This is a genomic window from Streptomyces sp. NPDC006552 (assembly GCF_040611655.1).
Taxonomy (GTDB): Bacteria; Actinomycetota; Actinomycetes; order Streptomycetales; family Streptomycetaceae; genus Streptomyces.
The window spans coordinates 38,799-55,644 of the sequence record NZ_JBEXOS010000007.1; the positions used below are offsets into that span (position 1 = coordinate 38,799).

Sequence of the window (16,846 nt, forward strand, 5' to 3'; positions counted from 1 at the left end):
CGCAGCGGTCGCAGGCGTGGTGGGGGCTAGGCGGGGGCGGTGGTGCGGAAGCGGGCCCGGTAGGTGGTGGGCGAGACGCCGAGGTTGTGCTGGAACACGCGCCGCATGGTCTCCGACGAACCGAATCCGGCCTCCCGCGCCACCTGTTCCACGGTCGCGGTCGGGGCGTGCAGCAGTGCCTGCGCCGCCTCGACCCGGACGGCGTCGACGTACTGTCCGACCGTCATGCCCGTCTCGCCGCGGAAGAGGCGGGCCAGGTGCCGGGAGCTGACACCGAGCAGCCCGGCGAGTCTCTCGGTTCCGTGCGGCAGTGCGGGGTCGGCCGCCACCTCGTCCATCGCACGCCGCACGAGCGGGTGGTGCGGCCCGCGCGGTGTCATCCGCGTACTGAACTGCGACTGTCCTCCCGGGCGTGCCATGAAGACCACGAGCTGGCGCGCCACTTGCCGGGCGACGTCCGCGCCGTGGTCGGCCTCGACCAGCGCGAGGGACAGGTCGATCCCCGCGGTCACCCCGGCCGAGGTGAAGACGTGGCCGTCGCGCACGAACACCGGATGCGCTTCCACTCGTACGCCGGGGTAGGCGGCGGCGAGCTGTTCGCCCAGTTCCCAGTGGGTCGCGACGCGCCGTCCGTCCAGGAGCCCGGCCCGGGCCAGTACGAACGCGCCCGCACAGACCGAGGTGATCCGGCGCGCCCCTTCCGCCAGCTCGCTCACGAGGTCGATCAGGGCGCTGTCGCCGACAGCACGGCGCCAGTCCCGTCGGCCGGGTACGAGCAGCGTGTCCACGGGCCGGATCGGCTTGCCGGGGCGATCGCCCGCCGCGATGCGCAGACCGCAGGAGGTGAGCACGTCGCTTCCGGCCGGGGAGACCACGCTGACGTCGTAGCGGGCGCCGTAGCGGTTGGCCGTCGTGAAGACCTCCATCGGACCGCTGACGTCCAGCAGCTGGACCTCGTCGAAGGCCACGATCACGACGCTCCGGCCGGCGGCGGGCGCAAGCGCGGCTGTCACTCGGTCCATGGGGAGTCCAGGATCGTGCGCACGAAGTCCCCGCGCTGGAAGTCGGGGTCGAAGTGCGTGAGCACGTCGGCCTTGACGTTGCCGAAGGTCGTCTCCGGCTTGTGCCGGACACCGTCGGCGAAGGCGCCCAGGATGCGGTTCTTGAAGTCGGGACGGGGGTGCACCGCCACGATGTCCTCCCGGTCCGCCGGCGAGATGTCCGCGTATCCGATGCCGAGGACGTCGTATTCCACCCCGGCCGTCACCAGGGCGACTTCCGGCTCCATGAACTCCGGGACACCGGGGGTGGTGTGCAGGGCGATCGCCGTCCACACCCGGCGCACGCTGTCCTCCGGCAGTCCGTGGGTCCGCAGGAAGCGGCGCGCTTCGTCAGCGCTGTCGACCTCGAAGCGGCGGCCGCTGGTGCGGAACTCCTCGTTCAGCCCGAGGTCGTGGAACATCGCCGCGACGTACAGCAGCTCCGGATCGAAGCTGAGGTCGCGGTTGCGGCCCTGAAGGCTGCCGAAGAAGTACACCCGGCGGGAGTGATGGAAGACCAGGTCGCTGGTGCCGGCCCGCACCAGTTCGGTCGCCTCACGCGCCAGCCTCGTGTCCGGTACCCGCACCCCGGCCTGGACGTCCGCGTCTGTCGTCACGGTCTCTCACCTGATTCCTTCTCGCTGCTGCTCGGTCCTGAACAGGAGCAACTCTTCCGGCTCGGCGGTCCGGCCGCCATGTCTGGCAGGCCACACATCCCACAGATACGGACACCGAGTCCGTCTCGATCGGCGCTCTGACGGCGGCGTCGGTAGTGGCGCGCCGAACGGGCGCGGTTGCCGCAGCCGGTCGAGCACCATTCCCGGCGGGGGTGGTTCTTCAGGAAATACAGGACGCAGCCCGGCGCCAGACAGGCGCGGAGCTGTCGGCGCGCGTTCTGGCTGAAGAGCGAGACGGCTTCTTGGGCGATGGCCGAGACGGCGGCCGGGACGGGCGGACCGCTGGTACGGACGTGACGTGCGGGTTCCTCGCCGGGCGCCCAGGACAGCGACGCCCAGTGGGGCGTGTCAGCGGCGATCCGGTTGAGCTGGGTGACGGCCGCGTGGAGTCTCCGCACGTCGGAGGCGGCCGACGGCCGCGGGTCGCCGGTGACCTCGGCGGCCAGCCGGCGCAGGGCGTCGCGGAGGCGGACCAGCCGGTCGCCGAGACGGTCGAGGTCGGGTGCGGTGAGTGCGGCCAGGTCGGCCGGGGCCATCAGGTCCGTCCGCGAAGAGACGGCGTGCAGCCAGGCTCGGGTGCCGTCGGTGTCGCGCAGGGCGTCGTGCACGCCGTTCCGGTCCGCCCAGATGGTGTTCATCAGCTCCACGGGGAGCGGCTCGCCCAGCAGGGGTGCGTTCGCGTCCATACCGGGAGGCTACCGCAGTTCTAACGGTTGAAGGCGCCGATAACCGTTGACATGAAACGCTGCGGGGTGCGATGGTTCTCACGGTTGCAGGCGTTTCCAAGCGTCATACCGTCGACCCTGTCGGTCCCGGCGGAAAGCGGAGGGACGATCGATGAAGGCTCCCGGACGCGAGACCGCCGCGGGTTTCCACGACGGTGAACTGGCCGTTCAGCGCCGGGCGGGCGTGGCTCGCGAGGCTGCCCGGCTCACCGGCATGCTGGCCCCCGCACACCTGGGCGCCGGAGCGAGCCGGTTTCTGGCCGAGCGCGGCTTCGCGGCCATCACCGCGCGCGACGCGCACGGCACGCTGTGGACCTCTCCCCTCACCGGCCGGCCCGGCTTCCTGCACGTCACCTCACCGACAGTTCTCGATGTACGGGTCCGGCCGACTTCGGGCGATCCTCTTGTAGACATGTCGATGGACCAGCCGGTCGGACTGATCGTCGTCGAGTTCGCCACGCGGCGACGTCTCCGCGTGAACGGCTTCCTCTCCGGGCTGGACAGCGACGGGCTACGCCTTGAGGTGGAACAGGCGTACGGCAACTGTCCCTCCTACATTCAGAGCCGCGACCTGCACGCCGCGCCCCTCGCCCCGCCCAGCGCGCGGCTACCCCGGCACGCGAGCGTGCTGTCGGACGACGACGTCGAGCTGATCGGCCGGTCCGATACGTTGCTGATCGGCACGGCACACCCCACACACGGCAACGATGTCTCGCACCGTGGCGGGCCACCGGGATTCGTCCGGGTCGAGGACGGCCGGCTGTGGTGGCCGGACTACGCGGGCAACAACATGTTCAACACCCTCGGGAACCTCGCCGTCGATCCGACCGCCGCCCTGCTCTTCTGCGACTTCGCCACCGGCCGTACGCTCCACCTGTCCGGCCGGGCCCGCCTCGAATGGACCGAACCGGGTGTGCCGGGCGATGACGACCGTACCGGCCGGCGCGTCCATTTCACGCCCCGAAAGGTGGTGTCCGGGGGCCTGTTGCCCTTGCGGGCCGACACCGTCACCGCCGCCCACGACAACCCGCCGCTCACCGACCGGTACCGGACCGCACAGTGAAGGACAGCCCTGCCATGACCGCCGCGCGCCCGCCGTTCCCGCCCTTCGACCTCGACACGGCCCGCGCCAAGGTCCAGGCCGCCGAGGACGCCTGGAACACCCGAGACCCGCAGCGGGTCGCCCTCGCCTATACCGAGGACTCCACCTGGCGGAACCGGGACGTCTTCCTCACCGGCCGGGACGAGATCGTCACCTTCCTCACGGCCAAGTGGGAGCGCGAACTCGACTACGTCCTGCGCAAGAGTCTGTGGAGCTTCCACCAGGACCGCATCGCCGTCCGCTTCCAGTACGAGTGGCACGACGCGCAGGGCCGGTGGTTCCGTTCCTACGGCAACGAGCTGTGGGAGTTCGCCGACAACGGCCTGATGCGTCGCCGCGAGGCCAGCATCAATGACGTCCCCATCACCGAGGGCGACCGCCGCTACTTCGGCCCCCGCCCGGAAAGCGAACGCGGCCCCGACCACGACATCCCGCTCGCGTGAACCGTAACGGGAGACACCCTTCAAGGTAGGTCGGTGCGTCATCTCAAGTCCCGGGGGCAGTCCCTCCGACGGGGCCGGGCGGACCGCGGAGTACGCTCCGGGCCATGTGGAGGAAAGCGGCTCTCGAAGCCTTTCCTGGAGCGGAATTGCAAGGCCCCGCACAGGAGAGGGCCCTCGCGGATGCGGAACGGCGTCTGGGATGTGAGCTGCCCCAAGAGCTGAGACGACTGCTTCTGGAGTGTGACGGCATCGCCGGGCACTACGCGGCGGACACCGTCTGGCCGGTCGACCGCATGGTCGAGCAGAACCTCCTCTTCCGCACAGACGCGTCCTTCGCCCAGTTGTACATGCCCTTCGACGCTCTCCTGTTCTTCGGAGGCGACGCGGGCGGGGACCAGTTCGCCTTCGTCCAGACACCCCGGCGGCCGGACATCTTCGTCTGGGAGCACGAGACGGACAGCCGTCGCTGGGTGGCCCGGGACTTGGCGGACTACCTGAGCCGCTCGCTCGCCGACGGCGAGGATGACGACTGGTACCGGTAGCACAGCACCGGTAGCAAGGCGGGCACCGATGAGTTTCCCGGTTCATGCTGGTCCTTACGCCGGACACCCCCGGACAGAAGGCTGAGCCATGCGGAAACTGATCTACGGCATGAACCTGACCCTGGACGGCTACGTCGCCGCGGCCGGGGACGACATCGGCTGGAGCGGACCGCCGAGCGACGAGCTGTTCCAGTGGTGGCTGGACCACGAGCGGGCGAGTGGCCTGTCGCTGTATGGACGCAAACTGTGGGAGACGATGAGCCCCTACTGGCCGACCCGCGACCGGCAGCCCGACGCGTCCCCGGCGGAGATCGAGTTCGCGCGAACCTGGCGAGCCACGCCGAAGGTGGTGTTCTCCTCGACGCTCGACAAGGTCGACGGGAACGCCCGTCTGGTCACGGGCGACGCGATCGCCGAGATCACCCGGCTGAAGGCCGAGGACGGCGCTCCCATGAGCATCGGCGGCGCGACGCTCGCCGGGGCGGCGATGCGTGCCGGTCTGATCGACGAGTACGTGATCGCCGCCCACCCGGTCCTGGTGGGTGGCGGCACACCGTTCCTCTCCGCGCTGGACAGCTGGGTGAAACTGCGCCTGGTGGAGACCCGGACGTTTCCTGGCGGCGTGGTCATGACCAGGTACGAGAGGCGCTGAGCTGGCGGAGCGGGTAGGACGCCATCAATAGAGCCCAGGGGACCTCCGTGCGGTGCGAAGTGCACCCTGCACGCCTCCACCCCGCACGGAGGTCTTCCCGTGATCCGGCCCCTCTAGCTCGCGCGGCAGAGCAGTGTGGGGGTACCCGCACCGCCCGGCGCCGCGCCGAAGCCGAACGAGGTCGACGCGCCGGCGGCGAGGGCGCCGTTGTGTTCGGCGTTGCGGGCGGTCACCGCCGCACCGGCCTGGGTGTAGGCGGCGTTCCACATGCTGCTGATGGTCTGGTTGCCGGGCCACTCCCAGGTGACCTGCCAGGACTTGGTCGGGGTGGTCCCGGTGCTGGTGACGGTGACCTCGGCGTTGAAGCCGCTCCCCCAGTCACTGCTCACCTTGTAGGAGGCCGTGCAGCCGGACGAGCCACCGCCCGAACCGGAGGTCGTGGCCGCGACCGGTGTCGAGGCCGACGAGGTGTTGCCCGCGGCGTCGCGGGCCCGGACCGTGTACTCGTAGCGGGTCGCGGCGGTCAGGCCGGTGTCCGTGTAGGTCGTGCCGGTCGCGGATCCGACCTTGCCGGTGCCCCGGTAGACGTCGTAGGCCGTCACCGCGGTGTTGTCGGTGGAGGCCGTCCAGGACAGCGAGACGCTGGACGAGGTCGTGCCGGTCACCCGGACCCCGGCGGGCGTGGAAGGCGCGGTGGTGTCGCCCCCGCCCCCTCCGCCGCCGCCGAACGCCGGCGCCTTGACGGAGGCCAGGTAGCCGTCCTTGACGGTGTCCACGGTCTGCCAGTCGTCCTTGAGGATGCCGCCCGTGTCACCCGAGTTGGGGTTCCACGACCAGAAGGTCCAGCTGATGCTGTCCGCGCCGTAGGCCGCCGTGGGGCGGAGGTAGTCGACCAGGGCGGCGAGCCATTTCTGGTCGACGGTCGACTGCAGAGTGGTGCCGAACTCGCCGACCCACACGGGGGCGATGTTCTGCTTGAAGATGTAGCCCCAGTTCTTGTCCCAGATGCCCGGCATGTTCGCCGGGAACGACGGGTCGCTGAACCAGGGTTGCTGTGCGACGCTCGTCGCGTAGTCGTGCGCGGAGTAGACGACCCGGTTCGCGACGTCGAGGTGTACGGGGGCGGAGGCCACGCCGGCGAGGTTGCCGCCCCACCAGGTGGACTGGCCGTTCACCGTCTGCACGCCCTCGACGAAGACGAGGAGGTCGGGGTTGACGGACAGGACGGCGTTCCCGGCCCGTTCGGCGGCGAGCCGCCAGTCGGTGTTCTTGTCCCCGCATCCCCAACAGGCCGGATCGTGCGGTTCGTTGTGCAGGTCGATGCCGACGACGGCGGAGTTTCCCCGGTAACGGGTGGCGAGCGCCTTGAGGTTGGCGATCCACGTGGTCTCGGGGACCGAGGAGGTGTACCACAGGGCCGACTGGGCGGAGGAGTCGGGCCGGTGGCGGTCGAGGACGACCTTGAGGCCGACGGCTCCCGCGTAGTCGACGATCTTGTCCATCACCTGGAGGGAGTTGAGGCCTTCCAGGTCGGTGTTGAGGCCGTTCGCGTAGGTGATCCCGGTGGGGATGGTGCCCTTGAAGATGTCGTCGCTGTACGGCATGCGGACCGTGTTGTAGCCGAGCGACTTCATCTGGTCGAGCATCGACTTGTAGTCGCGGGACCAGAGGCCGTGAGGCGCGTAGTTGGCGGTCTCGAACCCGAACCAGTTGATCCCCGCCATGCGTACCGGCTGGTCCTGCGCGTCCAGGAGACGGCGGCCACTGGTGTGCCAGTATCCGGAGCCCGCGGGCGCGAGCGCGGATCCGGCTCGCGTGGCGGCTTGGGCGGGCGCCGCCTGCGCGGGTGCGGCGAGCAGCGGTACGAGCGTGATCGCGAACGCGGCCAGCAGGATGAGCAGGGCGTGCCGTAAGCGGGTGGGCGGGTGTCTCATGGGGGGCCTCTCGAATGGCGGGGGAGGAAGCTTGGGAGCGCTCCCAACTGGCGGCGGAGGTGGGGCGCGGTGCGTGGGGCGATGGAGGGGTGGGGCGGGCGTGGGCACCCGGCGTGACGCTCGTGCGAGTCGCCCGGGGTCTCCTGACTCGGGCGGCCGCCGGGGACAACCGGGGCCGCGCCCATGGAAGCCACTAAGCGTGTACGCGTCAATACCCCGCGCACCGATTCGGGCCGGACCGGTATATGCCGTGTGGCGCGTTGCGGCGGTGGCCGAAAAGGTGTGGTGCCGAGGGTCGGGGACGGGCTCTTGCCGTCCCGCGACCGTTGCAACCACGGGCACGGGCATGGCGGGCTTCCGGCGCTTGCGAACAGTGCGCCGTCTCCTGGGCGTTCGGCGCCCAGCCCAAGATTGTCGCGACGGCAACAGAACGGTCACCGCACAAGCGCATCGGAATGCCCGCCCCTAGACACTGCATCGCCCCCGCACCCCGCGTTCACGCCTACAGCCCGAAGCGTCGCTCGCGGTACCGGCGGTAGCGCGCCATCCCCTCGGCGACGGGCGTCAGTCGATGCAGAACTCGTTGCCCTCGACGTCCAGCATCGGGATGCACGACTCGTTCTCCTCATCGGCGTACAGCGTCTGCACATGCGTCGCACCCAGCTCGACCAGACGCGCGCACTCCGCTTCGAGCGCGGCGAGGCGTTCGGCGCCCACGAGGCCGGTGCCGACCCGGACGTCGAGGTGGACCCGGTTCTTGACGGCCTTTCCCTCGGGGACGCGCTGGAAGTACAGACGCGGGCCCACCCCTGCGGGATCGCTGCACGCGAACCAGGCCCCCTGCTTCTCGGGGGGCAGGGCGCGGTTGGCATCCTCCCAGGTGGTGAACCCCTCCGGGGGCGGCGGTGGGACGTACCCCAGCACCTCGCACCAGAACCGGGCGACGCGCTCAGGTTCCGCGCAGTCGAAGGTGACCTGGAACTTCCTGATCTCTGACATCGGCGCACCGTACCGCGGACCCGGGGCAGACTGCCGCTCGTTTTCCGGGGCGGGGTCGCGCGCGTCGCCAAGGCCGTGGGTGGCGCCGTCGACCCTGGACGCCGGACGCTCCGGCCGGGTTCAGGGCCGGCGCGCCCAGCGGGCCGAGACGGAGGTGGGGTGGCGCGAGGAGATCGATCACGGACCCACGACGATCCACGCGATCGGGATCGTGACCATGGCCGCGCCGGCGCGCGCCGGCCGGCCGGATCCGCCGGGATCTGGCGACATGCCTGCTCTCTACACCGCCCCTCTCCCGTTCGCACCAGCAGACCGGGGCACCCGCCGACCCCTCTGGTTCGAGCCGCCCGCACCTCGGCCGTGGCCGCCGGCGGCCGGCGTGGGATGGCCGACCGGCCGTGCCCGGCCCCGGTGCGACCGCCCGGCCCCCGCGTTCGTTCCTCTACGCTGGCGCGGTGACCGAGGAGCAGGGGCGGGTGCAGCCGTCAGGAGTGTGGGCCACATCGGTGGGAGTGGCCAGGGTGCGGGCGCTGGAGACAGAGCGGGCGAACGCCCTGTTCCGCGACCCCTTGGCGCAGGCCTTCGCCGCCGCCGGTGGCCTGTGGCCCTCCTCGGCGCCGCTGCCCGACGACGAGGCCGCGCGGCGCCGTCGGCAGGCGGTGTCGTTCTCCATCGTCATCAGGACGAAGTTCCTCGACGACCTGCTGCGCCGGGCCTGCGCGGCCGGGGTCCGGCAGGTCGTCCTGCTCGGTGCCGGCATGGACAGCCGGGCCTTCCGGATGGCGTGGCCCGAGGGCACCCGGCTGTTCGAGGTCGACACCGCCGCGCCGCTGGAGTTCAAGGCGTCGGTGCTGCGCCAGGAGCGGGCGGTCGCACGCTGCGAGCGGAGCACCCTCGCCGTGGATCTACGTGAGGACTGGCCGGCCGCTCTGGCCGCCGCCGGGCACGACCCCGCCGAGCCGACCGCGTGGATCGCCGAAGGGCTGCTGATCTACCTGCCCGAGGAGGCGGTGGAACTCCTGCTCGCCCGAATCAGCGCGCGCTCGGCCCCGGGCAGCCGGATGGGGCTCACATTGGGCTCGCGCGGCGTCGTCGAGCGCTTCGGCGCGGGCGCCGCCCCGGGATCGGCCGCGTCCCTGTGGGTCTCGGAGATGCCCGACGACCCGGTGGGCTGGCTGGCCGGGCACGGCTGGGAGGCCGAAAGCCACACCCTGCGCGAGCGCGCCGCCGCCTACGGCCGCCCGATCGGCACGCCGCCGCGCCGCGAGGAACGGCCCGGCGGACTCATCTCGGCCATCCGCCGGTAGGGCCCGCCTGTCCGCCCGGCGATCTCGCTACAGGCGCAGGCCCGCCGGATGAGCGGCTGCGGCTTCCGGGCCGGCCCGCATGGTTCAGCCGCGCTCGCGCAGGTGGCGCAGGCGGCGGGAGGCTCCGCGCAGCCGGCGCTTGAAGGCCGTCAGCCGGGGGTGTCTGTCCTGCGCCTCGCGCGCGCGCAGGTCGAGTTCCTCCACGAGCCGCGCCGACCGCTTCTCCACGTCCATCTCGTCCAGGATCCGGTCCGCCTCCGCGAGCAGCGCCCCGTGCAACTGCCACTGTTCGGGCTCGTCCCGCACCAGGTCGAGCAACATGGCGGCGACCTGGTCGCGGCTCTTGCGCCCGGCGGCGAGTTCCTCGGTGAGCCGGGACTCGGCGTCCTCCGCGCTGGCACTGACCTGTGAGGTGATCAGCACGGCGAACGCCTGGAAGGCTCCGCCCACATGGGTGTACATCTCCTGGAGCGCCTGGGAGACGTGCGCGGGGTAGAGCGGCTCCCCCGCACGCGCCTTGGCGAGGTCCGTGAGGGTCCGCGAGGAGACCCTGAGGACGACCGAGCAGATCTCCAGCGTGTCCAGGCCGGTGCGCAGGACGACGCGCGAGAGCAGGCCCTCCTTGACCCGCGGGTTGAACCGCAGGCTGTCCTCGGCCTGCCGCAGCGCGGCGTCGACGTCGGCGATGTCGTTGTCGAGGCGGCGCGCCTCGTGCAGTTTCGTCGCCGCCTCCTCGACCGAGACGGGTCCGGCGAGCTGGTCGTGCATGTTGCTCGTCAGGCGGTACATCCGGCGGGAGAGGTCGAGCAGTGACTCGCTCGCCGACGACACCCACACCGGCGGGACGAACAGGGTGTTGAACAGGAGTCCGACGACCGCGCCGATCAGCGTCTCCAGCACGCGGTCCCAGGCTGCCCCCGCCGCCTGGGTGACGCCCAGGACGAGCATGGCGCTGATCGCGACCTCGACGAGAAAGTCACCCGCTTTGACGAACCGGCCGATGGTCAGCGCGGCCAGAATGATCAGGCCGAGGCTCCACCAGCTCAGCCCCACCAGCGCGCTGAACCCGATGGCGATCAGCACCCCCGCCACGACGGCGTTCACCCGGCTGATGCCGGTGCGGATGGTCGCGTAGAGGGTGACCTGGACGACGAGGAGGGCGGTCAGCGGGGCGGTGAGGGGGACGGGTTCGCTGCTGAGTCTGAGGGCGACGACGTAGGAGATGACGGCCGCGGCGGTGGAGCGCACCGTCTGCACCACGGCGGGTTCCTTGCCACGTTTGACGAGGTTGAGAAGGGGATCGGTTGCTTCGCGCACGGAGTGCCTGTTCCCCCCGGAACGATCACAGACACCCGGGGTGCACGGTTGCGGGCGGGGCGGACGGGGCGCGAGGGGATGCGCGATAGTGGCCCCATGCTTCTGCTGCTGATGTCGGACACCCATCTGCCGAAGCGTGCGAAGGAGCTGCCCGCCGAGCTGCTGGCGCAGCTGTCGCTCGCCGACGTGGTCGTCCACGCCGGCGACTGGGTGGACACCGCGACGCTGGATCTGCTGGAGTCCCGCTCCCGGCGGCTGATCGGTGTCCACGGAAACAATGACGGTTCCGGGCTGCGGGCGCGGCTGCCGGAGGTGGCCCGGGCGGACCTCGGTGGCCTGCGGCTGGGCGTCGTCCATGAGACGGGCGCGGCCCCGGGGCGGGAGCGCCGCTGTGCCGAACGCTTCCCGGACCTCGACGTCCTGGTCTTCGGGCACAGTCACATCCCCTGGGACACGACGGCGCCGGGCGGGCTGCGCCTGCTGAACCCGGGCTCGCCGACCGACCGGCGCCGCCAGCCGTACTGCACCTATATGACAGCCGTGGTGGACGAGGGCGAGCTGACCGAGGTGACGTTGCACAACCTGCCGCGCAGGACCGGCTGAACCCGCAGGGCCGCGCAGGCGTTCTCAGAGTCCGCCGGTCGCCCGCAGGTTCTGGCCAGTGATCCACCGCCCGTCGGGACCGGCGAGGAACGCGACGACGTCGGCCACGTCGGAGGGCTGTCCCAGCCGGCCGAGCGGGGTCACGCCGATGACCGTTTCGAGGGCCTGCGGAGGATTGGTCGCGTGCAGCAGATCGGTGTCGGTCGCGCCGGGAGAGACGGTGTTGACCGTGATGCCGCGCGCGCCGAGCTCCCGGGCGGCGACCGCGGTCAGCTGTTCGATGGCGCCTTTGCTGGCGGCGTACGGCCCGATGCCGGGTGCCGGGCGCGTGGTGTTCAGGGTGGAGATGTTGACGATCCGCCCGCCGTCGCGCATCCGCCGGGCCGCGTAACGCGTCGTCAGGAAGACCGAGCGGGTGTTGACCGCCATCACGGTGTCGAACACCTCCGCTTCGGTCTGGGCGATCGGGGTCGGCGTGAAGGACATCGCGGCGTTGTTCACCAGGATGTCCAGGCCGCCGAGCTGCGCCTCGGCGGTCTCCATAAGCCGTTCCGCGCCATCCGGGTCCTTCAGGTCCAGGCGTACGGCCCGGACCTTGCCGCCGTCCGCCTGCACGGCGCGTACGACATCGGCTGCGGCTTCCTCGCTGGTGGCGTAGTTGAAGACCACCTCTGCTCCGTCGCGGCACAGACGTTCGACGATCGCCCGGCCGATGCCCCGCGAGCCGCCCGTGACGACGGCAGTCATGTCGGTGAGCACTGTTCCTCCACGCCGGCGAAAAGGTGATCTGGGACGGTCCAACGTACCGGTGCCACGGCGACCTGTGGACGGGTGCGTCGGTACGCCCTTCGGGGCTCTGCACCGGCCGCGCGACCCCCGCCTACTGCCCCTTCCCCTCCCCTGCGCGGGCCGGTCGCCGACGGCGCGCGGCGGTGGTCCGGGCGGGATGCTCGCCGCCCAGGGGCGGTGTACGTTTCGCGGCGCGGCTCACGATCGCGGTCTCCACCTGGGTGATCCCGAGCCCGGCCAGGTCGCGGGAGAGGAAGCCGTAGAGCGCGGCCAGGTCGGGGAAGTAGGCGGCGGCGTGCAGGTTCGAGGGGCCGGAGGTCGCGAACGCGCCGTGGACGGCGGGGTGGTCGGCCAGGGCCTGTCCCGCGGCGCCCAGGTGGTCGGGGGCCACGTGCAGCAGCAGTTTGGCCTCGATGGGCAGCCCGAGGCGGCGGGGGTCGACCAGGACCTGCGTCACCAGCCGTCCCTGGGCGGCCAGTTGGGCGACGCGGCGGCGCACCGTCGTCTCCGGGTGGCCGGTGCGGGCGGCCAGCGCGGCGGCGGAGAGCCGGGCGTCGGGGGCGAGCGCGTCGATGAGGGACCGTTCCACGGGGTCGGTGTCGACGCCGTACGGTCCCGGGGAGCCGGCCGATGTCCGGTTCTGCGCTGTCCCCGGCTCCGTCTCCGGGTCGGTCCGGGTCAGAGCCGTGCGCTCGGCCGGGGTCAGGACGGTGTGCCGCCACTCGGAGGTGAGCCGGAAGACGTGCAGGATGGTGGCGCTCTCCAGGGAGGTGACCGCCTGTGTGGAGGGCAACTGGCGGAACACCAGCGGGTCGCGCGAGCCCGGCTCGGTCCGGGCCACCGCGAAGATCTCGTCGCCGGCGGTGGTGACGTCGATGAACGGGATGTCCTCCCGTGCCGCGAGCGCGGCCACGATCGTGTCGAGTTTTCCCCGCAGCACCCTGATCCGGAGGAACAGGGCGCCGGCCGAGCCGCCGTTGCGCGGCCGCGCGACCGGGGAGATCACCACGCGCACGGTGCCGTCCGCCGTGAGCGCGTGCAGGCGCCGGCGGACCGTGGCGGCGCCGAGACCCAGTACCTGCGCCGCCCGCTCGGCCGTGAGGCGACCGTCGCACTGCAGGGCGGCCACCAGCCGCTGATCGGTGAGGCTGAGGACGGAATCCGCCGGATCGTTGGCCATGAAGGCGAGTTTCGCTCATCCCGGCACCGGATGCGGCCTCTGGTGCCGGGACCCGCACCAGCATGAGGAGCACGTGCTGCACACCGTCCCCCCGAGGCAACGACGGGGACCTGAGCAACGGAGGGAGACGCCATGATCATCGATCCGCGCAACTGGTTCCCCTTCTGATCCTGCACGGCCGAAGGCCGCCGGGTCGCCGTCCGCGACCCGGCGACCGCACCCCGACCCCGCACCCCGACCCCGTACCCGAAACCCAGGACGAGAGGTTCCCGTGTCCCCCGCCATCCCACGCGAAAAAGTACGGTTCCCCAGCGGTGACACGACGTGCGCCGCTTGGCGCTATCCAGGTACCAACGGCGGCTGCGTGATCATGGCGGGCGGGACCGCCGTGACGAAGGAGCCCGCCTCGGACCTCTTCGCCCGGCGCTTCAACGACGCCGGCTTCGCCGTCCTGGCCTTCGACCACCGGTGCTTCGGGGAGAGCGGCGGCGCCCCGCGCCAGGTCCTGCGCTTCGCCGAGCAGCGCGCCGACTGGCAGGCCGCGATCGCCTTCGCGCGCGAGCTGCCCGACGTCGACCCGGCAGGGGTCTCCCTGTGGAGTTTCTCCCTCGGAGCCGGCCACATCCTCCAGGTGGCGGCGGACGATACGGGTCTGGCGTCGGTGATCGCGCAGTCGCCGGTCGTCGACGGCCGCGCCCTCGCCCCCAACGCGCTGCGCGCCATGACACCCCGCGCCGCGCTGCGGCTCATGGGTCTGGCGGTCGCGGACGCGCTCGGCGGTCTCGTAGGACGGCGTCCGATCCTGATCCCCGCGGCCGGCGTACGCGGTGACGTCGCCGCGCTCACCACCCCGGACGCGATGGACGGTGGCCGCGCCCTGGACCCCGGCCACCGTCACCCGGACTGGGAGCAGACGGTCGCGGCGCGGATCGCGCTCCACATGGGCCGGTACCGGCCCGGCCTGCACGCCTCCCGGATCCGGTGCCCCCTGCTCATGGTGGTCTGCGATCAGGATCGGAGCACGCTCCCCGGCCCCGCCCTGCGCGCCGCGGCCGCAGCCCCCGACGCGGAGGTACTGCACGTCGAAGGGCGGCATTACGCGCCGTTCCTGGCCGCTCACGAGAAGGTCGCCGAGGCGGAGATCGCCTTCCTGCGCAGACACCTGGACGGACGCGGCCGGTTCGAGTAGGTGTGGCGGAGTCCCACCAGGCCAGGCCGAACTCACGCTACTGCAACAGCATTTGGTCTAGACCTTGACAGGTCCATACCATTCCGCTTGAGTCAGGGGCGACTGTCACGCTCACCCCTCCAAGGAGCGGCCCATGTCCAGACAGCGCCTCCTCGCGTTCCTCACCGCTCTCGCTGTCGCGGTGGGAATCGCCCTTCTGGGACCGATGACCACGACCGCGTCCGCCGCCACATGTGCGGCGGGCTGGAACGCGACCGCCGTCTACACCGGCGGCTCGTCCGCCTCCTACAACGGGCACAACTGGCAGGCCAAGTGGTGGACGCAGGGCGAGACACCGTCCGCCGGCGGCTCCGGAGTCTGGGCCGACCAGGGCTCGTGTACCGGGGGTTCGGGCGGCAGCGGCGGCGGAACCAGCTGCGCCTACCCCGCGTGGACCGCCGGACGCGCCTACGTCGCCGGCGACATCGTCAAGTACACCAACGGCAAGTACTACAAGGCGTCGCACGACAACCCGGGGTACGACCCCACCATCAGCACCTGGTACTGGGACCCGTACAGCTGCACCGGGGACGGCGGCACGACACCCCCGTCGGGCGGCTCGTTCGTCGTCAGCGAGGCCCAGTTCAACCAGATGTTCCCGAACCGCAGCTCCTTCTACACCTACAGCGGCCTGACCGCCGCGCTCAGCGCCTACCCGGGCTTCGCCGCCACCGGCAGCGACACGGTCAAGAAGCAGGAGGCCGCGGCCTTCCTCGCCAACGTCAGCCACGAGACCGGCGGCCTCGTCTACGTCGTCGAGCAGAACACCGCCAACTACCCGCACTACTGCGACACTTCGCAGTCCTACGGGTGCCCGGCGGGCCAGTCCGCCTACTACGGGCGCGGCCCGATCCAGCTGAGCTGGAATTTCAACTACAAGGCGGCCGGCGACGCGCTCGGCATCGACCTCCTCCACAACCCCAACCTCGTCCAGACCGATCCGGCGATCGCCTGGAAGACCGGCCTGTGGTACTGGAACACCCAGACCGGCCCCGGCACCATGACCGGCCACAACGCCATGGTCAACGGTGTGGGCTTCGGCGAGACCATCCGCTCCATCAACGGCAGCATCGAATGCAACGGCGGCAACCCCGCCCAGGTCCAGAGCCGGATCAACGCCTACCAGAGCTTCACCTCGATCCTCGGCGTCCCGGCGGGCAGCAACCTGAGCTGCTGACCCCGTACCGCGCCGGCCCGATCGTGGCCGTACGCGACTGAACCGCTGGGGCGGCCCGATCACGGCTGCCGCAGCGGTTCAGTCCTGCGGCACGGCCGCGGCGAACGTCCCCACGGTGCAGCCGCTCGAACACCCGCTGGTCGCCCTCCACCTTCAGGTCGCTCAGCGAGAGGCGGCCCCAGACGAAGAGGAGCAACTGCCCGGCCGTGCCCGTGGCCGAGGCGGAGGCGGGCGCGGCGTCGGCCGTGAGCCGTGCGGGCCAGGCGCCGGTGCCGTCCAGCGCGAGGAGCCAGGAGCGGCCCTCGGTGGCGTGGTAGTGGAGGGTGGCGGCCTCGTGCGGCCAGGCCGCCGGGGTGGAGTTGCAGGTGTCGAGGAACTCGGCCACCCCGTCGATCGCGAGGTCCACCGGCATCGGCTGTACGGCGTCCGCGGCGAGTTGGGCGTCGTAGGTGTGCACCAGCAGCTCGTGCACCCGGCGCCGGGCAACACCCCACGCGTTCGCTGGTGACACGCCGGTGCTCCACCACGTCCAGCACGCGCGCTCCGGGCCGGCCTCGCGCAGTGCGTGCAGCAGCAGCTCGTTCGACTCGGCGTACCAGGCCGGCAGCGCGTCGCGCTCGTGCGGCGCCGCCGCGTTGTCCTTGACCGGCGGCGCCTCGGCCGGGCCCGCGGCGACGATCGCGGCCCACCAGCGCTGGCCCGTGCCCAGGTGCCGCACCAAGTCGGACACCGTCCACCCGGGGCAGGACAGCACGCGCGCGACGACACTGAGTTTTCCAGGGGGTACCGGACCTCTCAGCGCCAGTCAGTGCCTACCAGGTCCACCGGGGACGCGGGTCCGTCTCGATAGAGGGAAGTTCCGGGGCGTGCGAAACCAAGATCAAGCGGAGAACGTCGCCACAGGCATGACGACGCAACAGCATCTTGAGCACCCCGGACTTGTCCGCCTCACCCTCGAAGGCGCTGACGCGCAGGCCGTGCTGGCGCTGGCCTACGAGCTGACGGCCTGTCACGACCTCACCGGACCAAGCACGCCGCTTCCCATCGAGGGGGCTTCGGGGGTGCGGGCCTGCCAGTACGGGTATCCGGCCGTGATGCCCTACGACTGACCGTGCCTTGACCTTCCCCCTG

General features: G+C 71.3%; 18 protein-coding genes. 9 read left to right on the forward strand and 9 right to left on the reverse strand.

Going from position 1 to position 16,846, the window contains the following annotated elements:
• Positions 1 to 26: 26 nt before the first annotated feature.
• From ABZY33_RS06400 to ABZY33_RS06410, 3 genes are read right to left on the reverse strand one after another with little or no spacing between them, the layout of a single operon-like run.
• The gene (locus tag ABZY33_RS06400) at positions 27 to 1,022 is read right to left on the reverse strand and encodes a GlxA family transcriptional regulator (RefSeq protein ID WP_356490333.1); all 996 of its coding nucleotides are present in this window, start codon (positions 1,020 to 1,022) and stop codon (positions 27 to 29) included.
• Positions 1,010 to 1,657 (reverse strand): HD domain-containing protein, encoded by a 648-nt coding sequence (locus ABZY33_RS06405; RefSeq protein ID WP_356490334.1) that lies wholly within the window; start codon positions 1,655 to 1,657, stop codon positions 1,010 to 1,012. Before ABZY33_RS06405 ends, ABZY33_RS06400 begins: the two co-directional genes overlap by 13 nt.
• On the reverse strand, positions 1,654 to 2,403 hold the full coding sequence (locus ABZY33_RS06410) for a CGNR zinc finger domain-containing protein (protein WP_356490335.1): 750 nt from the start codon (positions 2,401 to 2,403) through the stop codon (positions 1,654 to 1,656). The genes ABZY33_RS06405 and ABZY33_RS06410 overlap by 4 nt, the downstream gene beginning before the upstream one ends.
• 151 nt (positions 2,404 to 2,554) lie before the next feature.
• Between ABZY33_RS06410 and ABZY33_RS06415 the strand changes: the two genes are divergently transcribed.
• From ABZY33_RS06415 to ABZY33_RS06430, 4 genes are all read left to right on the forward strand, one after another.
• A complete protein-coding gene (locus tag ABZY33_RS06415; protein ID WP_356490336.1) occupies positions 2,555 to 3,505 on the forward strand; it encodes a pyridoxamine 5'-phosphate oxidase family protein in 951 nt (316 codons plus the stop codon).
• Between the two features lie 14 nt (positions 3,506 to 3,519).
• On the forward strand, positions 3,520 to 3,987 hold the full coding sequence (locus tag ABZY33_RS06420; RefSeq protein ID WP_356490337.1) for a nuclear transport factor 2 family protein: 468 nt from the start codon (positions 3,520 to 3,522) through the stop codon (positions 3,985 to 3,987).
• A gap of 146 nt (positions 3,988 to 4,133) precedes the next feature.
• Positions 4,134 to 4,529, forward strand: coding sequence for an SMI1/KNR4 family protein (locus tag ABZY33_RS06425; RefSeq protein WP_356490338.1), 396 nt, complete (start codon positions 4,134 to 4,136; stop codon positions 4,527 to 4,529).
• A gap of 88 nt (positions 4,530 to 4,617) precedes the next feature.
• Positions 4,618 to 5,181, forward strand: coding sequence for a dihydrofolate reductase family protein (locus tag ABZY33_RS06430; RefSeq protein ID WP_356490339.1), 564 nt, complete (start codon positions 4,618 to 4,620; stop codon positions 5,179 to 5,181).
• 113 nt (positions 5,182 to 5,294) lie between these two features.
• Here ABZY33_RS06430 and ABZY33_RS06435 read toward each other — a convergent pair whose 3' ends face one another.
• Both ABZY33_RS06435 and ABZY33_RS06440 read right to left on the reverse strand, forming a co-directional pair.
• Positions 5,295 to 7,115 (reverse strand): cellulase family glycosylhydrolase, encoded by a 1,821-nt coding sequence (locus ABZY33_RS06435; protein ID WP_356490340.1) that lies wholly within the window; start codon positions 7,113 to 7,115, stop codon positions 5,295 to 5,297.
• A gap of 564 nt (positions 7,116 to 7,679) precedes the next feature.
• Positions 7,680 to 8,114 (reverse strand): VOC family protein, encoded by a 435-nt coding sequence (locus ABZY33_RS06440; protein WP_356490341.1) that lies wholly within the window; start codon positions 8,112 to 8,114, stop codon positions 7,680 to 7,682.
• 455 nt (positions 8,115 to 8,569) lie between these two features.
• Between ABZY33_RS06440 and ABZY33_RS06445 the strand changes: the two genes are divergently transcribed.
• Positions 8,570 to 9,421, forward strand: a complete 852-nt coding sequence (locus ABZY33_RS06445) for a class I SAM-dependent methyltransferase (protein ID WP_356490342.1) — start codon at positions 8,570 to 8,572, stop codon at positions 9,419 to 9,421.
• An 84-nt stretch (positions 9,422 to 9,505) separates the two neighbouring features.
• Here ABZY33_RS06445 and ABZY33_RS06450 read toward each other — a convergent pair whose 3' ends face one another.
• The gene (locus tag ABZY33_RS06450) at positions 9,506 to 10,738 is read right to left on the reverse strand and encodes an FUSC family protein (RefSeq protein WP_356490343.1); all 1,233 of its coding nucleotides are present in this window, start codon (positions 10,736 to 10,738) and stop codon (positions 9,506 to 9,508) included.
• Positions 10,739 to 10,834: 96 nt separating this feature from the next.
• On the opposite strand from ABZY33_RS06450, the gene ABZY33_RS06455 reads away from it, so the two are divergent.
• Positions 10,835 to 11,341: a metallophosphoesterase gene (locus tag ABZY33_RS06455; RefSeq protein ID WP_356490344.1), complete on the forward strand. Its 507-nt coding sequence runs from the start codon at positions 10,835 to 10,837 to the stop codon at positions 11,339 to 11,341.
• A gap of 24 nt (positions 11,342 to 11,365) precedes the next feature.
• On the opposite strand, the gene ABZY33_RS06460 is transcribed toward ABZY33_RS06455, so the two are convergent.
• Both ABZY33_RS06460 and ABZY33_RS06465 read right to left on the reverse strand, forming a co-directional pair.
• Entirely contained in the window at positions 11,366 to 12,088 is a 723-nt protein-coding gene (locus tag ABZY33_RS06460; RefSeq protein ID WP_356490345.1) for an SDR family oxidoreductase, read from the reverse strand.
• 133 nt (positions 12,089 to 12,221) lie between these two features.
• Positions 12,222 to 13,310: an Lrp/AsnC family transcriptional regulator gene (locus ABZY33_RS06465; RefSeq protein WP_356490346.1), complete on the reverse strand. Its 1,089-nt coding sequence runs from the start codon at positions 13,308 to 13,310 to the stop codon at positions 12,222 to 12,224.
• A gap of 388 nt (positions 13,311 to 13,698) precedes the next feature.
• Here ABZY33_RS06465 and ABZY33_RS06470 point away from each other — a divergent pair, with 388 nt between their 5' ends.
• Both ABZY33_RS06470 and ABZY33_RS06475 read left to right on the forward strand, forming a co-directional pair.
• The gene (locus tag ABZY33_RS06470) at positions 13,699 to 14,499 is read left to right on the forward strand and encodes an alpha/beta fold hydrolase (RefSeq protein ID WP_356490347.1); all 801 of its coding nucleotides are present in this window, start codon (positions 13,699 to 13,701) and stop codon (positions 14,497 to 14,499) included.
• Between the two features lie 133 nt (positions 14,500 to 14,632).
• On the forward strand, positions 14,633 to 15,715 hold the full coding sequence (locus ABZY33_RS06475) for a glycoside hydrolase family 19 protein (protein ID WP_356490348.1): 1,083 nt from the start codon (positions 14,633 to 14,635) through the stop codon (positions 15,713 to 15,715).
• Here the strand turns inward: ABZY33_RS06475 and ABZY33_RS06480 are convergent.
• A complete protein-coding gene (locus ABZY33_RS06480; RefSeq protein ID WP_356490349.1) occupies positions 15,669 to 16,469 on the reverse strand; it encodes a maleylpyruvate isomerase family mycothiol-dependent enzyme in 801 nt (266 codons plus the stop codon). The genes ABZY33_RS06475 and ABZY33_RS06480 overlap by 47 nt on opposite strands.
• Before the next feature lie 151 nt (positions 16,470 to 16,620).
• Between ABZY33_RS06480 and ABZY33_RS06485 the strand changes: the two genes are divergently transcribed.
• Complete coding sequence (locus ABZY33_RS06485; protein ID WP_356490350.1) at positions 16,621 to 16,824, forward strand: hypothetical protein; 204 nt, start codon at positions 16,621 to 16,623, stop codon at positions 16,822 to 16,824.
• Positions 16,825 to 16,846: the final 22 nt, after the last annotated feature.